Origin of the sequence: Mesorhizobium sp. WSM3859, from assembly GCF_002295065.1 — a bacterium.
Lineage (GTDB): Bacteria > Pseudomonadota > Alphaproteobacteria > Rhizobiales > Rhizobiaceae > Mesorhizobium.
Genome location: NZ_NSGG01000008.1, coordinates 269,434 through 284,160, shown reverse-complemented (window position 1 = coordinate 284,160; position 14,727 = coordinate 269,434). Strand labels below are relative to the sequence as shown.

The 14,727-nt window shown below is 65.0% G+C and carries 13 protein-coding genes; 7 read left to right on the top strand and 6 right to left on the bottom strand.

What is annotated here, in order from left to right; genetic code table 11:
- Positions 1-207: 207 nt before the first annotated feature.
- Entirely contained in the window at positions 208-705 is a 498-nt protein-coding gene (gene secG / locus CK230_RS19330; protein ID WP_095818712.1) for a preprotein translocase subunit SecG, read from the bottom strand.
- 161 nt (positions 706-866) lie between these two features.
- A complete protein-coding gene (tpiA, locus tag CK230_RS19325) occupies positions 867-1,634 on the bottom strand; it encodes a triose-phosphate isomerase (RefSeq protein ID WP_095818711.1) in 768 nt (255 codons plus the stop codon).
- A 143-nt stretch (positions 1,635-1,777) separates the two neighbouring features.
- On the opposite strand from tpiA, the gene CK230_RS19320 reads away from it, so the two are divergent.
- Genes CK230_RS19320 through glp form a run of 5 tightly spaced genes read left to right on the top strand, consistent with a single transcriptional unit; the run spans position 1,778 to position 7,181 of the window.
- Positions 1,778-3,673 carry a peptidyl-prolyl cis-trans isomerase gene (locus tag CK230_RS19320; protein ID WP_095818710.1) on the top strand — a complete coding sequence of 632 codons (1,896 nt, stop codon included), beginning with the start codon at positions 1,778-1,780 and terminating at the stop codon, positions 3,671-3,673.
- Complete coding sequence (gene trpD / locus CK230_RS19315) at positions 3,670-4,680, top strand: anthranilate phosphoribosyltransferase (RefSeq protein ID WP_095818709.1); 1,011 nt, start codon at positions 3,670-3,672, stop codon at positions 4,678-4,680. Before CK230_RS19320 ends, trpD begins: the two co-directional genes overlap by 4 nt.
- A 4-nt stretch (positions 4,681-4,684) precedes the next feature.
- Positions 4,685-5,497, top strand: a complete 813-nt coding sequence (gene trpC, locus CK230_RS19310) for an indole-3-glycerol phosphate synthase TrpC (RefSeq protein ID WP_095818708.1) — start codon at positions 4,685-4,687, stop codon at positions 5,495-5,497.
- Positions 5,494-5,976, top strand: a complete 483-nt coding sequence (gene moaC, locus CK230_RS19305; protein WP_095818707.1) for a cyclic pyranopterin monophosphate synthase MoaC — start codon at positions 5,494-5,496, stop codon at positions 5,974-5,976. The genes trpC and moaC overlap by 4 nt, the downstream gene beginning before the upstream one ends.
- Positions 5,976-7,181 carry a gephyrin-like molybdotransferase Glp gene (gene glp, locus CK230_RS19300; RefSeq protein ID WP_095818706.1) on the top strand — a complete coding sequence of 402 codons (1,206 nt, stop codon included), beginning with the start codon at positions 5,976-5,978 and terminating at the stop codon, positions 7,179-7,181. Before moaC ends, glp begins: the two co-directional genes overlap by 1 nt.
- 69 nt (positions 7,182-7,250) lie before the next feature.
- Here the strand turns inward: glp and CK230_RS19295 are convergent, their stop codons facing one another.
- From CK230_RS19295 to CK230_RS32550, 3 genes are read right to left on the bottom strand one after another with little or no spacing between them, the layout of a single operon-like run.
- The gene (locus CK230_RS19295; protein WP_095818705.1) at positions 7,251-8,081 is read right to left on the bottom strand and encodes an alpha/beta hydrolase; all 831 of its coding nucleotides are present in this window, start codon (positions 8,079-8,081) and stop codon (positions 7,251-7,253) included.
- Positions 8,082-8,140: 59 nt separating this feature from the next.
- Entirely contained in the window at positions 8,141-9,388 is a 1,248-nt protein-coding gene (gene kynU, locus CK230_RS19290; protein ID WP_095818704.1) for a kynureninase, read from the bottom strand.
- Positions 9,385-9,672, bottom strand: coding sequence for a hypothetical protein (locus tag CK230_RS32550; RefSeq protein WP_141246058.1), 288 nt, complete (start codon positions 9,670-9,672; stop codon positions 9,385-9,387). The genes kynU and CK230_RS32550 overlap by 4 nt, the downstream gene beginning before the upstream one ends.
- 168 nt (positions 9,673-9,840) lie before the next feature.
- Here CK230_RS32550 and lexA point away from each other — a divergent pair, with 168 nt between their 5' ends.
- Entirely contained in the window at positions 9,841-10,575 is a 735-nt protein-coding gene (lexA, locus tag CK230_RS19285) for a transcriptional repressor LexA (RefSeq protein ID WP_095818703.1), read from the top strand.
- Here the strand turns inward: lexA and CK230_RS19280 are convergent.
- Entirely contained in the window at positions 10,569-13,037 is a 2,469-nt protein-coding gene (locus tag CK230_RS19280) for a ComEC/Rec2 family competence protein (protein WP_095818702.1), read from the bottom strand. The two genes, lexA and CK230_RS19280, sit on opposite strands and share 7 nt — an antisense overlap.
- A gap of 103 nt (positions 13,038-13,140) precedes the next feature.
- On the opposite strand from CK230_RS19280, the gene gltX reads away from it, so the two are divergent.
- Positions 13,141-14,565 carry a glutamate--tRNA ligase gene (gene gltX, locus CK230_RS19275; RefSeq protein WP_095818749.1) on the top strand — a complete coding sequence of 475 codons (1,425 nt, stop codon included), beginning with the start codon at positions 13,141-13,143 and terminating at the stop codon, positions 14,563-14,565.
- The last annotated feature ends 162 nt before the right edge of the window (positions 14,566-14,727 follow it).

Genomic DNA, 14,727 nt, shown 5'->3' with positions numbered 1-14,727 from the left:
TCCGATTGTTCAAAAGCAAGTTGCCCACGGCGTCGCCCGGCGCCCCCCAAGGACGCCGATAATGTGCCGCGCGCAATCTATAATCGATTAGCCGTCACCGCCTCAAGCTGAGGCAGGCGCCACGCCCAGTTGAATCTTTGTGATCGAACGCGCATTTGCCGCGACTGTGTTCAAAGAACAACAGGTCGCGGCCCGGTCCTTGGCCGGCTACTGGTTCGGAACCTGCGGGGTAACCGGCAGGGTGACGCCGTTGGTTGCCGGCGCCGGCGCAGCCGGAGCAGGCGTTGTCGCCGGAGCCGGCGCAGGCGCCGCGGTGCCGTTGGCAAGAGGCGTGGTGGTCGTCGCACCACCCGACGGAGCCGCGGGAGCCGTGCCGCCAGCCGGAGCCGCGGGCTTGGAAGTGCCCACCGGTCCATTGGACCCCGGCAGCTGGTTGAGCACGCCACCGCCCGTCGCCGGACGGTCGAGGATGTCGATCGGCTTTTCGCCATAGCGGGCGAGGATCGACAGCGCCAGCGAGGTCACGAAGAACGCAGCCGCCAGGATTGCGGTGGCGCGGGTCAGTGCATTCGCAGCACCTCGCGCGGTCATGAAACCGGAACCGCCGCCGATGCCCAGGCCGCCGCCTTCGGAGCGCTGCAGCAGCACCACGCCGACAAGGGCGAGCACGACCATGAGGTGGATGACGATCAGTACGGTTTCCATAGTTTATCCTGGCGAGGCCTTGCGCGGCCGCGCATACGACCGGTGTTTTGGAGGCGGCTCCTTACAATGCTTTGGTGGCATTTCCAAGCCCGTGGCCGGGAATATGGGAAGCAATGCGGCCAATACAACGATTTATGCCGCGGAAGCCTGGGAGACGATCTCTAGGAGATGTTCATGTAGGCTTCCGCTATGGCGAGGAAGTCGGCAGCCTTGAGGCTGGCGCCGCCGACCAGCGCGCCATCGACATTCTCGACGCCGAGCAATTCCACCGCGTTGGACGGCTTGACCGAGCCGCCATAGAGAATGCGCATCCTGGCCGCGGCATCGCCGAGCAAACCGGTCAGCTTGCCGCGGATATGCGCATGCGCCTCGGCGACGTCGGCGGCCGTCGGGGTCAGGCCGGTGCCGATCGCCCACACCGGCTCATAGGCAATAATGGTGTTCGCCGCGGTAGCGCTGGTCGGCACTGAGCCCTCGAGCTGACGCGACAATATGTCGAGCGTGGCGCCCGCCTCGCGTTCGGCGCGCGTTTCGCCGATGCAGATGATGGCCACCAGCCCTGCCCGCCAGGCGGCCGAAGCCTTGGCATGGACTATCGCGTCGTCCTCGCCGAACAGCTCGCGGCGCTCGGAATGGCCGACGATAACGTGGCTCGCGCCGGCATCCTTCAGCATCTCGGCGGAAATCTCGCCGGTGAAAGCGCCGCTCTCCTTGGGATGACAATCCTCTCCACCGGCCCGCACCGGCGTGCGCGACAGGATCTCGGCCGCGCGCTGGAGCAACGTCGCCGGCACGCACACCACCGCTTCGGTCTCGGCGTCGAGTCCGCTCATGAACCCATTGCCGATCGACCGCAGCTCGTTGAGGGAGGCGCTGGTGCCGTTCATTTTCCAGTTGCCGGCGACAAGCGGGCGGATTCCAAGGGTCATGGGACGCGTTCTCCGAGCGACATTAAGCAGCGCCCTCACTACCAAAATCAGGTCACAAAGCAATCGACAGTGGACCGGAAGGGCGCTATTGCGCTTGTTTCAGACTCGGCGCACGCGAAAATGCGCAAAACTCGGAAGTATGCATGCTTGGTATATTGAGAAGCGCGGCGGGTACCTGGGTCGCGAAGGCGTTGCTGTTGTTGCTGGTCCTGAGCTTTGCCGCCTGGGGCATTACCACGCGCATGGTGGGTGGCGTTCTCGGCGGCCATCACGCGGTGATCACCGCCGGCGGCACCGAGGTCTCGATCAACGAGTACCGCCTGGCCTATAATCGCCAGCTCAGCCTGCTCTCCCAGCAATATGGCCAGCGCGTCACCCAGGAACAGGCCAAGCTGCTCGGCGTCGACAACCAGGTGCTGGCGCAGCTCGTTTCGGGCGCCGTGCTCGATGAACAGGCGCGCAAGCTGGGCCTCGGCCTTTCCAAGGACCGGCTGGCGGAGCTGACGCGCGAGGATCCGGCCTTCAAAGGCCCCAGCGGCCAGTTCGATCGCCGCACCTTCGAGTATCTCCTTCGCCAGCTCGACATGCGGCCGGAGGACTATCTCAGGAACCGCTCGCAGGTGGCCGTGCGCCAGCAGATCGTCGAGGCGATCTCCGACGGCCTCAAGGTTCCGCAGACCTTCCTGAAGGCGGTCTCGCTGTATCGCGGCGAGGATCGCACGATCGACTATCTGGTGTTGCCCAAGACGCTGGTGCAGCCGATCGAGGCGCCGTCCGACAGCGCCCTCAACGCCTATTTCGGCGCCAACAAGAAGAACTACGCCGCGCCGGAATACCGCAAATTCTCCTATGTCCGGCTCGAACCGCAGGACATCGCGGATCCGTCAGCGGTAACCGACCAGCAGGTGAGCGACGACTACAAGAAGAACATCGCGCGCTACACGACGCCCGAGATGCGCACCATCGAGCAGCTGGTGTTCAAGACGCCGGAAGCGGCCAAGGCGGCTTTGGATTCGCTGAAGGCTGGCGCCACTTTCGACAAGCTCGTCACCGCCGAAGGCAAGACGCAGGCCGACACGCTGCTCGGCACGCTGTCCAAGGACAAGATCGCCGACAAGGCGGTTGCCGACGCGGCCTTCTCGCTCAATGCCAACGAGGTAAGCCAGGTCGTCCAGGGCGCCTTCGGCCCCGTGCTCCTGCGCGTCACCGAGATCAAGCCGCAGGTCGTGAAACCGCTTTCGGAGGTGTCCGACCAGATCCGCAAGGACCTGGCGCTCGGCGAGGCAAGCCGCATCCTGCTCGACGTGCATGACAGCTACGAGGACACCCGCGCCTCAGGCGCCTCGCTTGCCCAGGCCGCCGACAAGCTGAAGCTCAAGGTCGTCACCATCGACGCCATCGACCGCACCGGCCTGCGGCCGGACAGCACCGTTGTCAACGACCTGCCGCAATCGGCCGATCTCATCAAGGCGGTGTTCGCGGCCGAGCCCAATACCGAGAATGAAGCCCTGACCACCGCCGACAACGGTTTCGTCTTCTACGAGGTGCAGTCGATCACGCCGGCGCGCGACCGCACGCTGGATGAGGTCCGCAAGAAGGTCGTGGCCGACTGGACGGAAGCCGAGACCGAAAAGCGGCTCGACGCGAAGGCTAAGGAGCTCGAGAAGCGCCTCAAGGCCGGCACCACGCTCGACGTCATCGCCGGCGAGCTCAAGCTCGACAAACAGACCAAGCGCGGCTTGAAGCGCGAAGCCGACGATGCCGATTTCGGCAAGGAGGGTGCCGCCGCCATGTTCGGCGTCGGCGAAGGCGGCACCGGTCTGATCCCCTCGCCCACCGGCGACGGCCAGATCCTGTTCAAGGTCGCCGAGGTCTTCGAGCCGGCTGGCGCCGACGGCAGCACCGTACCGGACGACGCGCAGAAATCCTTCGGCGCCGGCATGTCCGACGACCTGCTCGACCAGCTGGTGGCGCAGCTGCAGTCGCAATACAACGTCCGCGTCGATCCGAACGCCGTTTCGCAAGCACAAACACGATGAGCGCGCTGAAGACACACATAGCCAAGGTTGCCACCGGCACCGCGCTTTCCTTCGAGGAAGCGCGCGAGGCGTTCGACATCATCATGTCGGGCGACGCGACGCCCGGCCAGATCGGCGGCTTCCTGATGGCGCTGCGCGTGCGTGGCGAGACTGTGGGCGAGATATCCGGCGCGGTCGCCACGATGCGGGCCAAGATGCTGCGCGTCGAAGCCCCGCACGGCGCCATCGACATCGTCGGCACAGGCGGCGACAATTCGCACTCGGTCAACATCTCGACCGCTTCGGCCTTCGTCATCGCCGCCGCCGGCGTGCCGGTCGCCAAGCATGGCAATCGCGGCCTGTCCTCGCTGACCGGCTCCGCCGACGTGCTGACGGCGCTGGGCGTCAAGATCGATATCTCGCCGGAGTTGATCGGCCACTGCATTCACGAGGCCGGTGTCGGCTTCATGTTCGCCCCGGCGCATCATCCGGCGATGAAGCATGTCGGACCAACCCGCGTCGAGCTCGGCACCCGCACCATCTTCAATCTGCTCGGACCACTGTCGAACCCCGCCGGCGTAAGCCGCCAGATGGTCGGCGTCTTCCTGCCGGAGTGGATCATGCCAGTGGCCGAGACGTTGAAGGCGCTGGGCGCCGAGCACGCCTGGGTCGTCCATGGCGATGGCTACGACGAGATCACCACCACGGGCGAGACCCAGGTCGCGGAGCTTGCCGGCGGCGAGATCCGCAGCTTCACCCTGACGCCGGAAGCCGTCGGGCTGAAGCGGCACACCAAGGAAGAGCTGCGCGGCGGCGACGCGGCCTATAACGCCAAGCAATTGCGCGATATGTTGGGTGGCGCCGCCGGCGCCTATCGCGACACGGTGCTGATGAACGCCGGCGCCGGTCTGGTCGTGGCCGGCAAGGCGACGACGCTTGCCGACGGTATCGCAGCGGCAGCGCAAGCGATCGACAGTGGCCGCGCTCTTGCGGTGCTGGACAAGCTCGTCGAGATTTCGAACGGATAAGGCCTTGTCGGACATCCTGCGCAAGATCGAAGCCTATAAGCGCGACGAGATCGCGGCGGCGAAGCTTCGCGTACCGTTCGCCGAAATCAAGGCGAAGGCGAAGGACGCCGAGCCACCGCGCGGCTTCCTCGCGGCGCTCGAAGCCAAGCGCCGGGGCGGAGGCTTCGCGCTGATCGCCGAAATCAAGAAGGCCAGCCCTTCCAAGGGTCTGATCCGCGCCGATTTCGATCCGCCGGCGCTCGCCAAAGCCTATCAGAAGGGCGGCGCCGCCTGCCTTTCGGTGCTGACCGACGCGCCCTCCTTCCAGGGCGCGCCCGAATTCCTGACGGCCGCGCGCGCGGCAGTGCGCTTGCCGGCACTGCGCAAGGATTTCCTGTTCGATCCCTACCAGGTCTATGAGGCGCGCGCCTGGGGCGCCGATGCGATCCTGATCATCATGGCGAGCGTCGACGACGCGCTGGCCAAGGAGTTGGAAGCTACCGCTTTCGAGCTCGGCATGGACGCCTTGGTCGAGGTGCATGACGAGATGGAAATGGAGCGGGCGCTGAAGCTGTCGTCGCGGCTGATCGGCATCAACAACCGCAACTTAAGAACCTTCGAGACCAGCCTCGATGTTTCCGAGCGGCTGGCAGCCATGGTGCCTTCGGACCGGCTGCTGGTCAGCGAGAGCGGCATCTTCACGCATCGGGATTGCCGCCGGTTGGAAAAGAGCAGGATCGGCACTTTCCTCGTTGGCGAGAGCCTGATGCGGCAGGCCGACGTGGCGGCGGCAACTGAGCTTCTGCTGACGGGCAAGGCAGCGGCCGAGGCCGTCTGAGCATGGCCCTCACCCATCTCGGCGCCAAGGGCGAAGCCAACATGGTCGATGTCGGCGACAAGGCCGAGACGACCCGCACGGCGATCGCCGAAGGTTTTGTCTCGATGCGGCCCGAAACGCTGGAGATGATCCTCGCCGGCGACGCCAAGAAAGGCGATGTGCTGGGCACCGCCCGCATCGCTGGAATCATGGCCGCGAAGAAGACGCATGAACTGATCCCGCTTTGCCATCCGCTGCTTCTGACCAAAGTGGCCGTCGAGATCGAACCTGATCGTGCATTGCCTGGCCTCAAGGTCACAGCGCTCGCCCGCGTCACCGGCAAGACGGGCGTGGAGATGGAAGCGCTGACCGCTGCCTCGGTCGCCTGCCTCACCATCTATGACATGGCCAAGGCGGTGGACCGCGGCATGGCGATTTCCGGCATAAGGCTGGTTGAGAAGACCGGCGGCAAATCAGGTGACTACAAGGTGGATACCTGATGGCGCTGGTTCCGGTCGCCGAAGCGCTCGCCCGCCTGCTCGACGGCGCAGCGCCTTTGCCGGGCGAAAGCGTGCCGCTGGCGGACGCGGCCGGACGGGTACTGGCGGAACCGGTTGCGGCGCTGCGCATGCAGCCACCCTTCAATGCCTCGGCCATGGACGGCTATGCCGCGCGTTCCGCCGACGTCGCTTCAGCTCCGGCGCGGCTTGAGGTCATAGGCATGGCGCCCGCGGGGCGCGGCTTCTCCGGAACCGTCGGCGAAGGCCAGGCCGTGCGCATTTTTACCGGCGCGCCGCTGCCTGAAGGCGCTGACACCATCGTCATTCAGGAAAACGTCCGCGACCTCGGCAATGGCCGGATCGAGGTGACGGAGCCGACCGCGCAAGCACGCAATGTGCGCCGCCGCGGGCTCGACTTCAGCGAGGGCGACGTGCTGCTCGAAAAAGGTCGCGTGCTCGACGCGGCAGCCCTTTCGCTGGCGGCTTCTGCCAACCACCCCGCCTTGAATGTCGTGCGCCGGCCACTGGTCGCGATCATCTCCACCGGAGACGAATTGCTGCCGCCGGGCAGCACGCTCGGCCCAGATCAGATCATTTCCTCCAATGCCTATGGCGTTGCCGCCGCCGCGCAATCGGTCGGCGCGCGGGCGCTCGATCTCGGCATCGCCGCTGACCGCAAGGAAGCGATCGCCGCGCTGATCCGGAAAGCCGTCGAGGCGGGCGCCGACGTTATCGTCACGCTCGGCGGCGCCTCTGTCGGCGACCACGACCTGATCCATGACGTGCTCACCGGCGAAGGCATGGCGCTCGATTTCTGGAAGATCGCGATGCGCCCCGGCAAACCGTTGATGTTCGGCCGGCTTGGCAACATCCGCTGCATCGGCCTGCCCGGCAATCCGGTGGCAAGCATCGTCTGCTCGCAGCTCTTCCTGAAGCCGCTGCTTGCCCGGCTCGGCGGCCGCGATTTCAGGCAGGACGTGCGAACGGCCCGTCTGGGCGCCGCGATGCAGGCCAACGATCTCAGGCAGGACTATGTGCGCGCCGTGGTTCGCGAGGACGCCGGCACCCTGGTCGCGACCCCCTTCGGCATCCAGGACTCCTCGATGCTCAGGATGCTCGCCGACGCCAACGGCCTGATCGTGCGCGAGCCCTTCGCGCCGGTCGCGGAGGTCGGCGCCGAATGCGGTGTGCTGATGCTGCGCTGATACATCGACAACGCCGATCTCGTTTATACAACGACGAAGTCGACCGTTGTTCGTCGGCGAAGCCGATCGTTATTCGTCCACCAGCGTTCGCGTCAGGGGATGGTCCGGATCGGCGAGACCATCGACAACGTTGAAATGATGCCGGTCCGGCTCGACAACTGAACCGGTGGCGGCCCCGAGCCCGGTCCAGATGTTGGCGAGCAATGCGCTCTGGCGCAGGAATTCCGAGCGCTCGCCGCCGCCGACCCAACAGGTGATGCGGGCCCCCTGCCGGGGCCGCAGCAAAGTCGGGCTTTCGCTCAACGCTTCCCGCTCATCGATGTTCAGGGTCTCGTTCAGCGCGGTCGACATCAGCGGCCGGAGGTCGTGCAAGCCTGAAATCGAAACGACCTGGCGCACCCGCCGCACCACATTGGAGGACAGCGGCGAACTCGACGTCACCATGCGGCTGGCGAGATGTCCGCCGGCCGAGTGTCCAGTCAGCATCAGCGGGCCGTCGACCATGGCCGCCGCCTTGCCGATCGCGACCGCGACTTCATTGACGATGCCGCTGATCCTGGTCTGCGGGCAGAGCGTGTAGGAAGGCGTGGCGACGGCAAAGCCGCGACCTACGGCGCCGGCGGCCAGATGCGACCAGGAGTTCTTGTGTGACTCCATCCAGTAGCCGCCATGGATGAACACCACGAGCCCCTTCGGCGCGGCAGGCGGGAGGAAGAGATCGAACCGGTTGCGCGGCGCCTCGCCATAGACAATGTCGAGTCGCACCCTACCCTCTGCCAACAACTTTTCACGAAATGCCTGAGCCGGGCCGTCCCAGGCCGCCGGCCAGCGGTCGCCGCCGGCGATGTTCGCGCCGTTGGCGTAGGCATCATCCCAGTCGACAATGCGGTGTCCCAGCACCAGCCCCTCCCGCGATCAGATCGATTTCAAGTTGTCTTTGTTCGGCATGCCATTCGAAGTCAGGTGACGGCCTCCTTGACCGCATAACGGGCCTCCCGCCAAGCGCCCGTGCGTAGGATGTCTTCCAGCACCTCGACGGCGTCCCAGACATCCCTGTAGCCGACATAGAGCGGCGTGAAGCCGAAACGAACGGTCGACGGCGCGCGAAAATCGCCAATCACGCCGCGCTCGATCAAGGCACGCATCACCTGGTAGCCGTGCGGATGGGCGAACGACACCTGGCTGCCGCGCTCGGCACCGTTGCGCGGGCTTTCCAGCTCGAGACCAAACGCGCCGCATCTGACTTCGACAAGGCGAATGAACAGATCCGTCAGCGCGACGCTCTTCTCGCGCACGGCCGTCATGTCGACTTCGTCCCAGAGATCCAGCGCGCCTTGCAGCGCGCGCATCGACAGCACCGGCTGCGTTCCGCACAGGAACCGCCGGATGCCTGAGCCAGCGGCATAACCCTGCTCGAACGCGAACGGCCGGGCATGCCCCCACCAGCCGCTGAGCGGCTGGCTGATGTCGGGAAGATGGCGGGTAGCGGCATAGAGGAAGGCCGGCGCGCCCGGCCCGCCATTGAGATATTTGTAGGTGCAGCCGATGGCGAAATCGGCATTCGAGCCGTCGAGATCCACCGGCAGGGCGCCGGCCGTGTGGCAGAGGTCCCAGACGATCAGCGCACCAGCGTCATGGGCCTTGCGGGTCAGGGCGGCCATGTCGCGCAGCCGGCCGGACTTGTAGTTGACATGGTTGACCATGATGACAGCGACACGGTCGTCGACTAGGTCTTCGATCGTCGGGGCATCGACGCCTTCGAGCCGCAGCACCGTGCCTGGCCGCGTCGAGGCCACCCCTTCCGCCATGTAGAGGTCGGTCGGAAAGCTGTCGCCCTCGGCAACGATCACCGGGCGCTCGGGCCGCATCGCGAGCGCCGCATGCAGGACCTTGTAGATGTTGATCGAGGTGGTGTCGCATACCACCGTCTGGCCAGGCGCGGCGCCGATCAGACGCCCGAGCCGGTCGCCCAGATGGACAGGCATGTCGAACCAGCCGGCGGTGTTCCAGGCGCGGATGAGATTCTGCGCCCATTCCTGCTTCGCTGACTTCTCGATCTCGTTGAAGACATTGATTGAAGCGGCGCCCAGCGAATTGCCGTCGAGGTAAATCACCCCTTCCGGCAGAACGAAGCGATCGCGCAGGTCGCGCAGCGGGTCCGCGGCATCCATCGCCTCGACCTCGGCAAGATCGGGAATTCCCCTCATTGTGCTACCGCCTCCGTTTCGAGCCAGGCCGCAACATCCCCCGGCGACCAGGGCGGTTGTCTCATCACCGTCCACGACACGGCAAGAACCTTCTGTCTTATGTTAGCTGGTCCATAGACGGCAAAGGCTGAGGATCGGAACCAGCGCCAGGTTGGCATTTTGGGTTCGTTTCGTTCACGGTGCGGTACATGGTTGGTCAGCTGACCGGATCCCTTCAGCACCTTGGCGACGGCGTCGCCTCCGAATTTCAGCTTAAGGAGAATTGCAAAATCGAGCGGAATCAATGACACAGCCCAACCGGTGGCGGCCGGGCACCGTCGGATGCAACATTCTTTCGCCGGCCTTAACAAATTCATTAAACTTTAAATGGTTGCGGAACACAACTGGAACAGATAGTGTTTGTTCTGGGTTTGTTTTTCTGATTCTGGTTTCGGAACCCGTGGGGGCCGCCAATGCTGACGCGCAAACAACATGAACTCCTGATGTTCATCCATGAACGCCTGAAGGAGAGCGGGATTCCTCCATCCTTCGACGAGATGAAGGAAGCGCTCGACCTCGCCTCGAAGTCCGGCATTCATCGGCTGATCACGGCGCTCGAAGAACGCGGCTTCATTCGTCGGCTGCCGAACCGGGCACGCGCGTTGGAGGTCTTGCGCCTGCCCGACTCGATTGCACCTGGCCTGAATGCCGCGAAGAAGTTTTCGCCGAGCGTCATTCAAGGCGGCCAGGGTAATCTAAGCCGCCAGGTCAAGCCGGCAGCGCCCTCGCGCGCGCCGACACCCAGCAATGACGACGACGCCGTTTCGGCCGTGTCCATTCCGGTGATGGGCCGCATTGCCGCAGGTGTGCCGATCGACGCCATCCAGCACCAGACGCATTCGATCTCAGTGCCGCCGGATATGATCATGGGCGGCGAGCACTACGCGCTGGAGGTTAAAGGCGACTCGATGATCGAGGCCGGGATCTTCGACGGCGACACCGTCATCATCCGTAACGCCAGCACGGCGAGCCCGGGCGAGATCGTGGTGGCGCTGGTCGACGATGAGGAAGCGACGCTCAAGCGCTTCCGCCGCAAGGGCGCCTCGATCGCGCTGGAGGCTGCCAACCCGGCCTACGAGACCCGCATCTTCGGGCCGGATCGGGTTAAGGTGCAGGGCAAGCTCGTCGGGCTTATCAGGCGCTACTGATCCGGCTGCGAGGGTTTGGCCCTCTCAGGCTTTTCATAAGGCGGCAGTCCCCTCGCCTCACGCGTGTATTTGCGCTGCTCGTGCCAAGGCCGATATGGCTTTTCGACGGCATATTGGATGGCTGCGCGCGCGGTTGCCGATTGTGGATCGAAGAAGACGGCTGCGCTGCCGTCACGCGCCAGCTGGCGCTTGGTGACGACAAGCACGCGCTGATCCCAGCAGGGATTGTAGGCCGTCGCATCGTTGATGACGATGAGGTCGGCAAAACCGCAGGCTGGCCGTGCGCTGTCGCGATTTTCGGCGAGCGCGACGATCGCGCCGGAAGGATGCCGGCCAATGCAGAGGTTGCCGGTGCAATAGAAGGGCGAGCCGGGCGGCAGGTCGACCGGGTCGGCGATATCGAGAGCATTCTTGGCGAATCTCTCGGGCGGCACGATTTCCTCGGCCTTCAGCGCCCGCTTCCAATTGTCGGTGGTGAACTCGTTGGAGCGTTCGCGGTTGACGGCAAGTTCGCCGCCGCCGATTGGCATCGCCACCAGATGCGCGTCCTCCGAGATCAGCACATCCGGCGTGCGCACATGCGGGATCGCCAGCAGCGCGGCGAGAGCGAAGGGAACAGCGGCAAGCCTTAGCCAGGTCGTGGCCATGGTCGCGATGACCAGCGCGATTGTCGCCAGCAGCACCGACTGGATCGAGATCAATCCCACAGCATCGACCGGCGAGCGCTCGGAAATCCATGCCGAAATGCCAATCATCGCTGTCAGCCCCTTGCCCATCACATAAAGGAAGGGACCGTCGAAGCCGAACGGCATGGCCAGCGCGCTCAACACGGCGAACGGCATGACGATCAGCGAGACGATTGGCATCACCGCCAGATTGGCGAGCAGGCTGAGCGGCGATATGCGCTGGAAGTGCCAAATCGCAAACAGTAGTGTCGCGCTGCCCGCGATGAGCGAGGTTACCGCGGCGCCAGCAACGCCAACCGCCAGTTTTCGCGACAGGTATCCGAGGAACGAACGCTTTGCCGGCGGCGCGGTCGCTTTGCCGGCGCGATAATCGGCAAAGCCAGCATAGGCGCCAACCAGGGCGGCGGTGGCGGCGAAGGACATCTGGAAGCTCGGGCCGACCACTTCATGCGGCGAGACAAGGATGACGGCAATCGCCGAGATCGCAAGGTTGCGCATCGTCAGCGCCGCGCGGTCGAAGAGCACGGCGGTGAGCATCACCGCAAGCATGATGAAGCTCCGTTCGGCCGCCACCACGATGCCGGAGATGACGAGGTAAGCGGCAATCGAGGCAAGCGCGATCGCCGCGGCGTATTTCTTCACCGGGCGGCGCGACGACAAATCCGGAAACAGCGCGAAAGCGCCGCGCAGCAGGAACATGATCGTGCCAGCCACCAGCGCCATGTGCAGACCGGAGATCGAGATGATGTGATAAATGCCGGTGCGCCGCATCGACTCGTTGACCGCTTCCGGAATGCCGGCGCGCACGCCGACGATCAGCGCCGCCGCGATCTCGCCTTCGGACCCGCCGATGCTGCTCCGGATGTGGTCTGCGATCCCTTCGCGCGCATTTTCCACCGCCGATGCGATGCGCGCGCCGAAGGGTGCCCGCGTTGGCGCAGTCGAAGCCGGAGCTAACAGCTTTGGATCGCCCAGGAAAAAGCCGCTACCGCCGATGCCGCTAAAGTAGCTGTCGAAGGAAAAATCGTAACTGTCCGGGCGGACTGGGCCGGTCGGCGGCAGCAGCTTGGCATAGCCGGTCAACATCGATCCGGCCGTCATGCCGGGCGGTATCCTGCGCGCCGAAACCCTGACGCGATCCGGCGCGTAGCGCAGCGTCGGATGCTCCGTGGACATGAGATCGATGGTCAGCCGCACACGGCCATTGGCCATCGCCTCGGCAGTGACGAGACGGCCGGTCAGCCGTGTCTGGATTTCGGACCCCAGCATCGGCGTCGCCATCCGCCAGGTCTCCACCTTGGCCGCGAGAAAGCCGAGCGCGCAGAAAAGCGATGCCATGAAGACAAGGTGCGTCCGCTGCCAGGAACGCGAGACTGCCGCGCAGACAGCCATCAAAGCCACCGCCGCAAGCGGCCTGTAGAGATCCGGCTCGGCGCTCAGCGAGAAGTAATAGATCACGCCGGCGGCCAGGAACACCGGCACCAAAAGGAAGCCGATGCCGCGGTCGATCTCGGTGGCGGCGGCGACCGCAACGCTTTGGCGCAACGCGGGAAGCGATGCGCGGCCAAGCTGTTTGCGGATCCTGCCGACGATGGCCGTTGGCGAGGCTGGCTGCAGCGCACCGCCACCGGGCGGCGGTAGCTCGGCGGGCGGATGGAGTTCCGGAAGCGAAAGCGGCGCTTCTTCGGCAGGCGAGGCATGGGCAAACATCAGGCGCTCGCTGACGCCAGCTGTCGTTCCCCCGCCCTCCTCCGTACCCCGGCCACGCCCAGCCATCGGGTCTGCCCCTTGCGCCCCAGACCGCCTATGCTACATGAACGCCGATCGCGTGGAAGTCCTCGCGATACATGCATTTTTTCAGTGCTTCTTCGAGAGTTCCATGTCCGACAAGGTCGTCACCCGTTTTGCCCCTTCGCCCACCGGCTACCTGCATATTGGCGGCGCTCGCACGGCGTTGTTCAACTGGCTCTACGCCAAGCACACCGGCGGCACGATGCTTTTGCGCATCGAGGACACCGATCGCGAGCGTTCCACCGAGGCCGCCACGGCCGCCATTCTCGACGGTCTGACCTGGCTTGGGCTCTCCTGGGACGGCGACGCCATCTCGCAGTTCGAGCGTGCGCCGCGCCATCGCGAGGTGGCGGAGGAACTGGTGCGGCTAGGTAAAGCCTATTACGCCTATGAGACGCCGGCCGAGCTTGAGGCAATGCGCGAGGCGGCCCGCGCCAAGGGTCTGCCTCCGCGCTACAACGGCCAGTGGCGCGACCGCGATCCGTCCGAGGCGCCGGCAGGCGTCAAAGGCGCAATCCGCATCAAGGCGCCGACCGAGGGCGTGACGATCGTCAACGACCGCGTTCAGGGCGAGGTTCGCTTCCCGAACAAGGATCTCGACGACTTCATCATCCTGCGTTCCGACGGCGTCCCGACCTACATGCATGCCGTCGTCGTCGACGATCACGACATGGGCGTCACGCACATCATTCGCGGCGACGATCACCTGACCAACGCCGCGCGCCAGACGGTGATCTACAACGCCATGGGCTGGGCGGTGCCGTCGATGTCGCATATCCCACTGATCCACGGCGCCGACGGCGCCAAGCTGTCGAAGCGGCACGGCGCGCTGGGCGTCGAGGCCTATCGCGCCATGGGCTATCTGCCGGAAGCCTTGCTCAACTATCTGGCGCGGCTCGGCTGGAGCCATGGCGACGATGAGGTGATGTCGATCAGGGACATGGTCGCCTGGTTCGACATCGGCGACGTCAACAAGGGCGCTGCCCGCTTCGACTTCGCCAAGCTCGAGGCGCTGAACGGCGTGCATATGCGCAAGATGGACGACCAGGCGCTGTTCGACATCTTCGTCGCCACCTTGCCCTATCTCGAAGGCGGCCCGGCGCTTGCCGCGAAACTCGATGACAAGCGCAAGGCGCAGCTGCTTGCCGCCATGCCCGGCCTCAAGGAGCGCGCCAAGACCCTGGTCGAGCTGGTCGACGGCGCGGCTTTCCTGTTCACCGAGCGGCCACTGCCCCTGGACGAGAAGGCGGCGGGCTTGCTCAACGCGGATGCGCGCGCGATTCTGCGCGGCGCGCACGGCGCCTTGTCTTCTGTGCAGGGCGAGTGGAGCGCCGCCTCGGCGGAGACTTCGATCCGCGAGTTTGCGCAGGCTGGCGGACACAAGCTGGGTGCGGTGGCCCAACCGCTGAGAGCCGCGCTTACAGGCCGCAGCACGTCGCCCGGCGTGTTTGACGTGCTTGCCGTGCTGGGCCGCCAGGAAAGCCTGGCGCGCATTGGAGATCAAATCGATTAGGAGCGGACTGGTCCAAAAAGATTGGCATTGAAAGGTGTGTTTCGCAGTGCAACATTAGGCCCTGGCCCAATCTGGCACGCACCTCCTAAAATGCGGTGGCGAGTTCGCGCATTCCTTCGACGTGTCGTTTGCAGGAATTGCCTTGCCGGCATGAGGAAACAT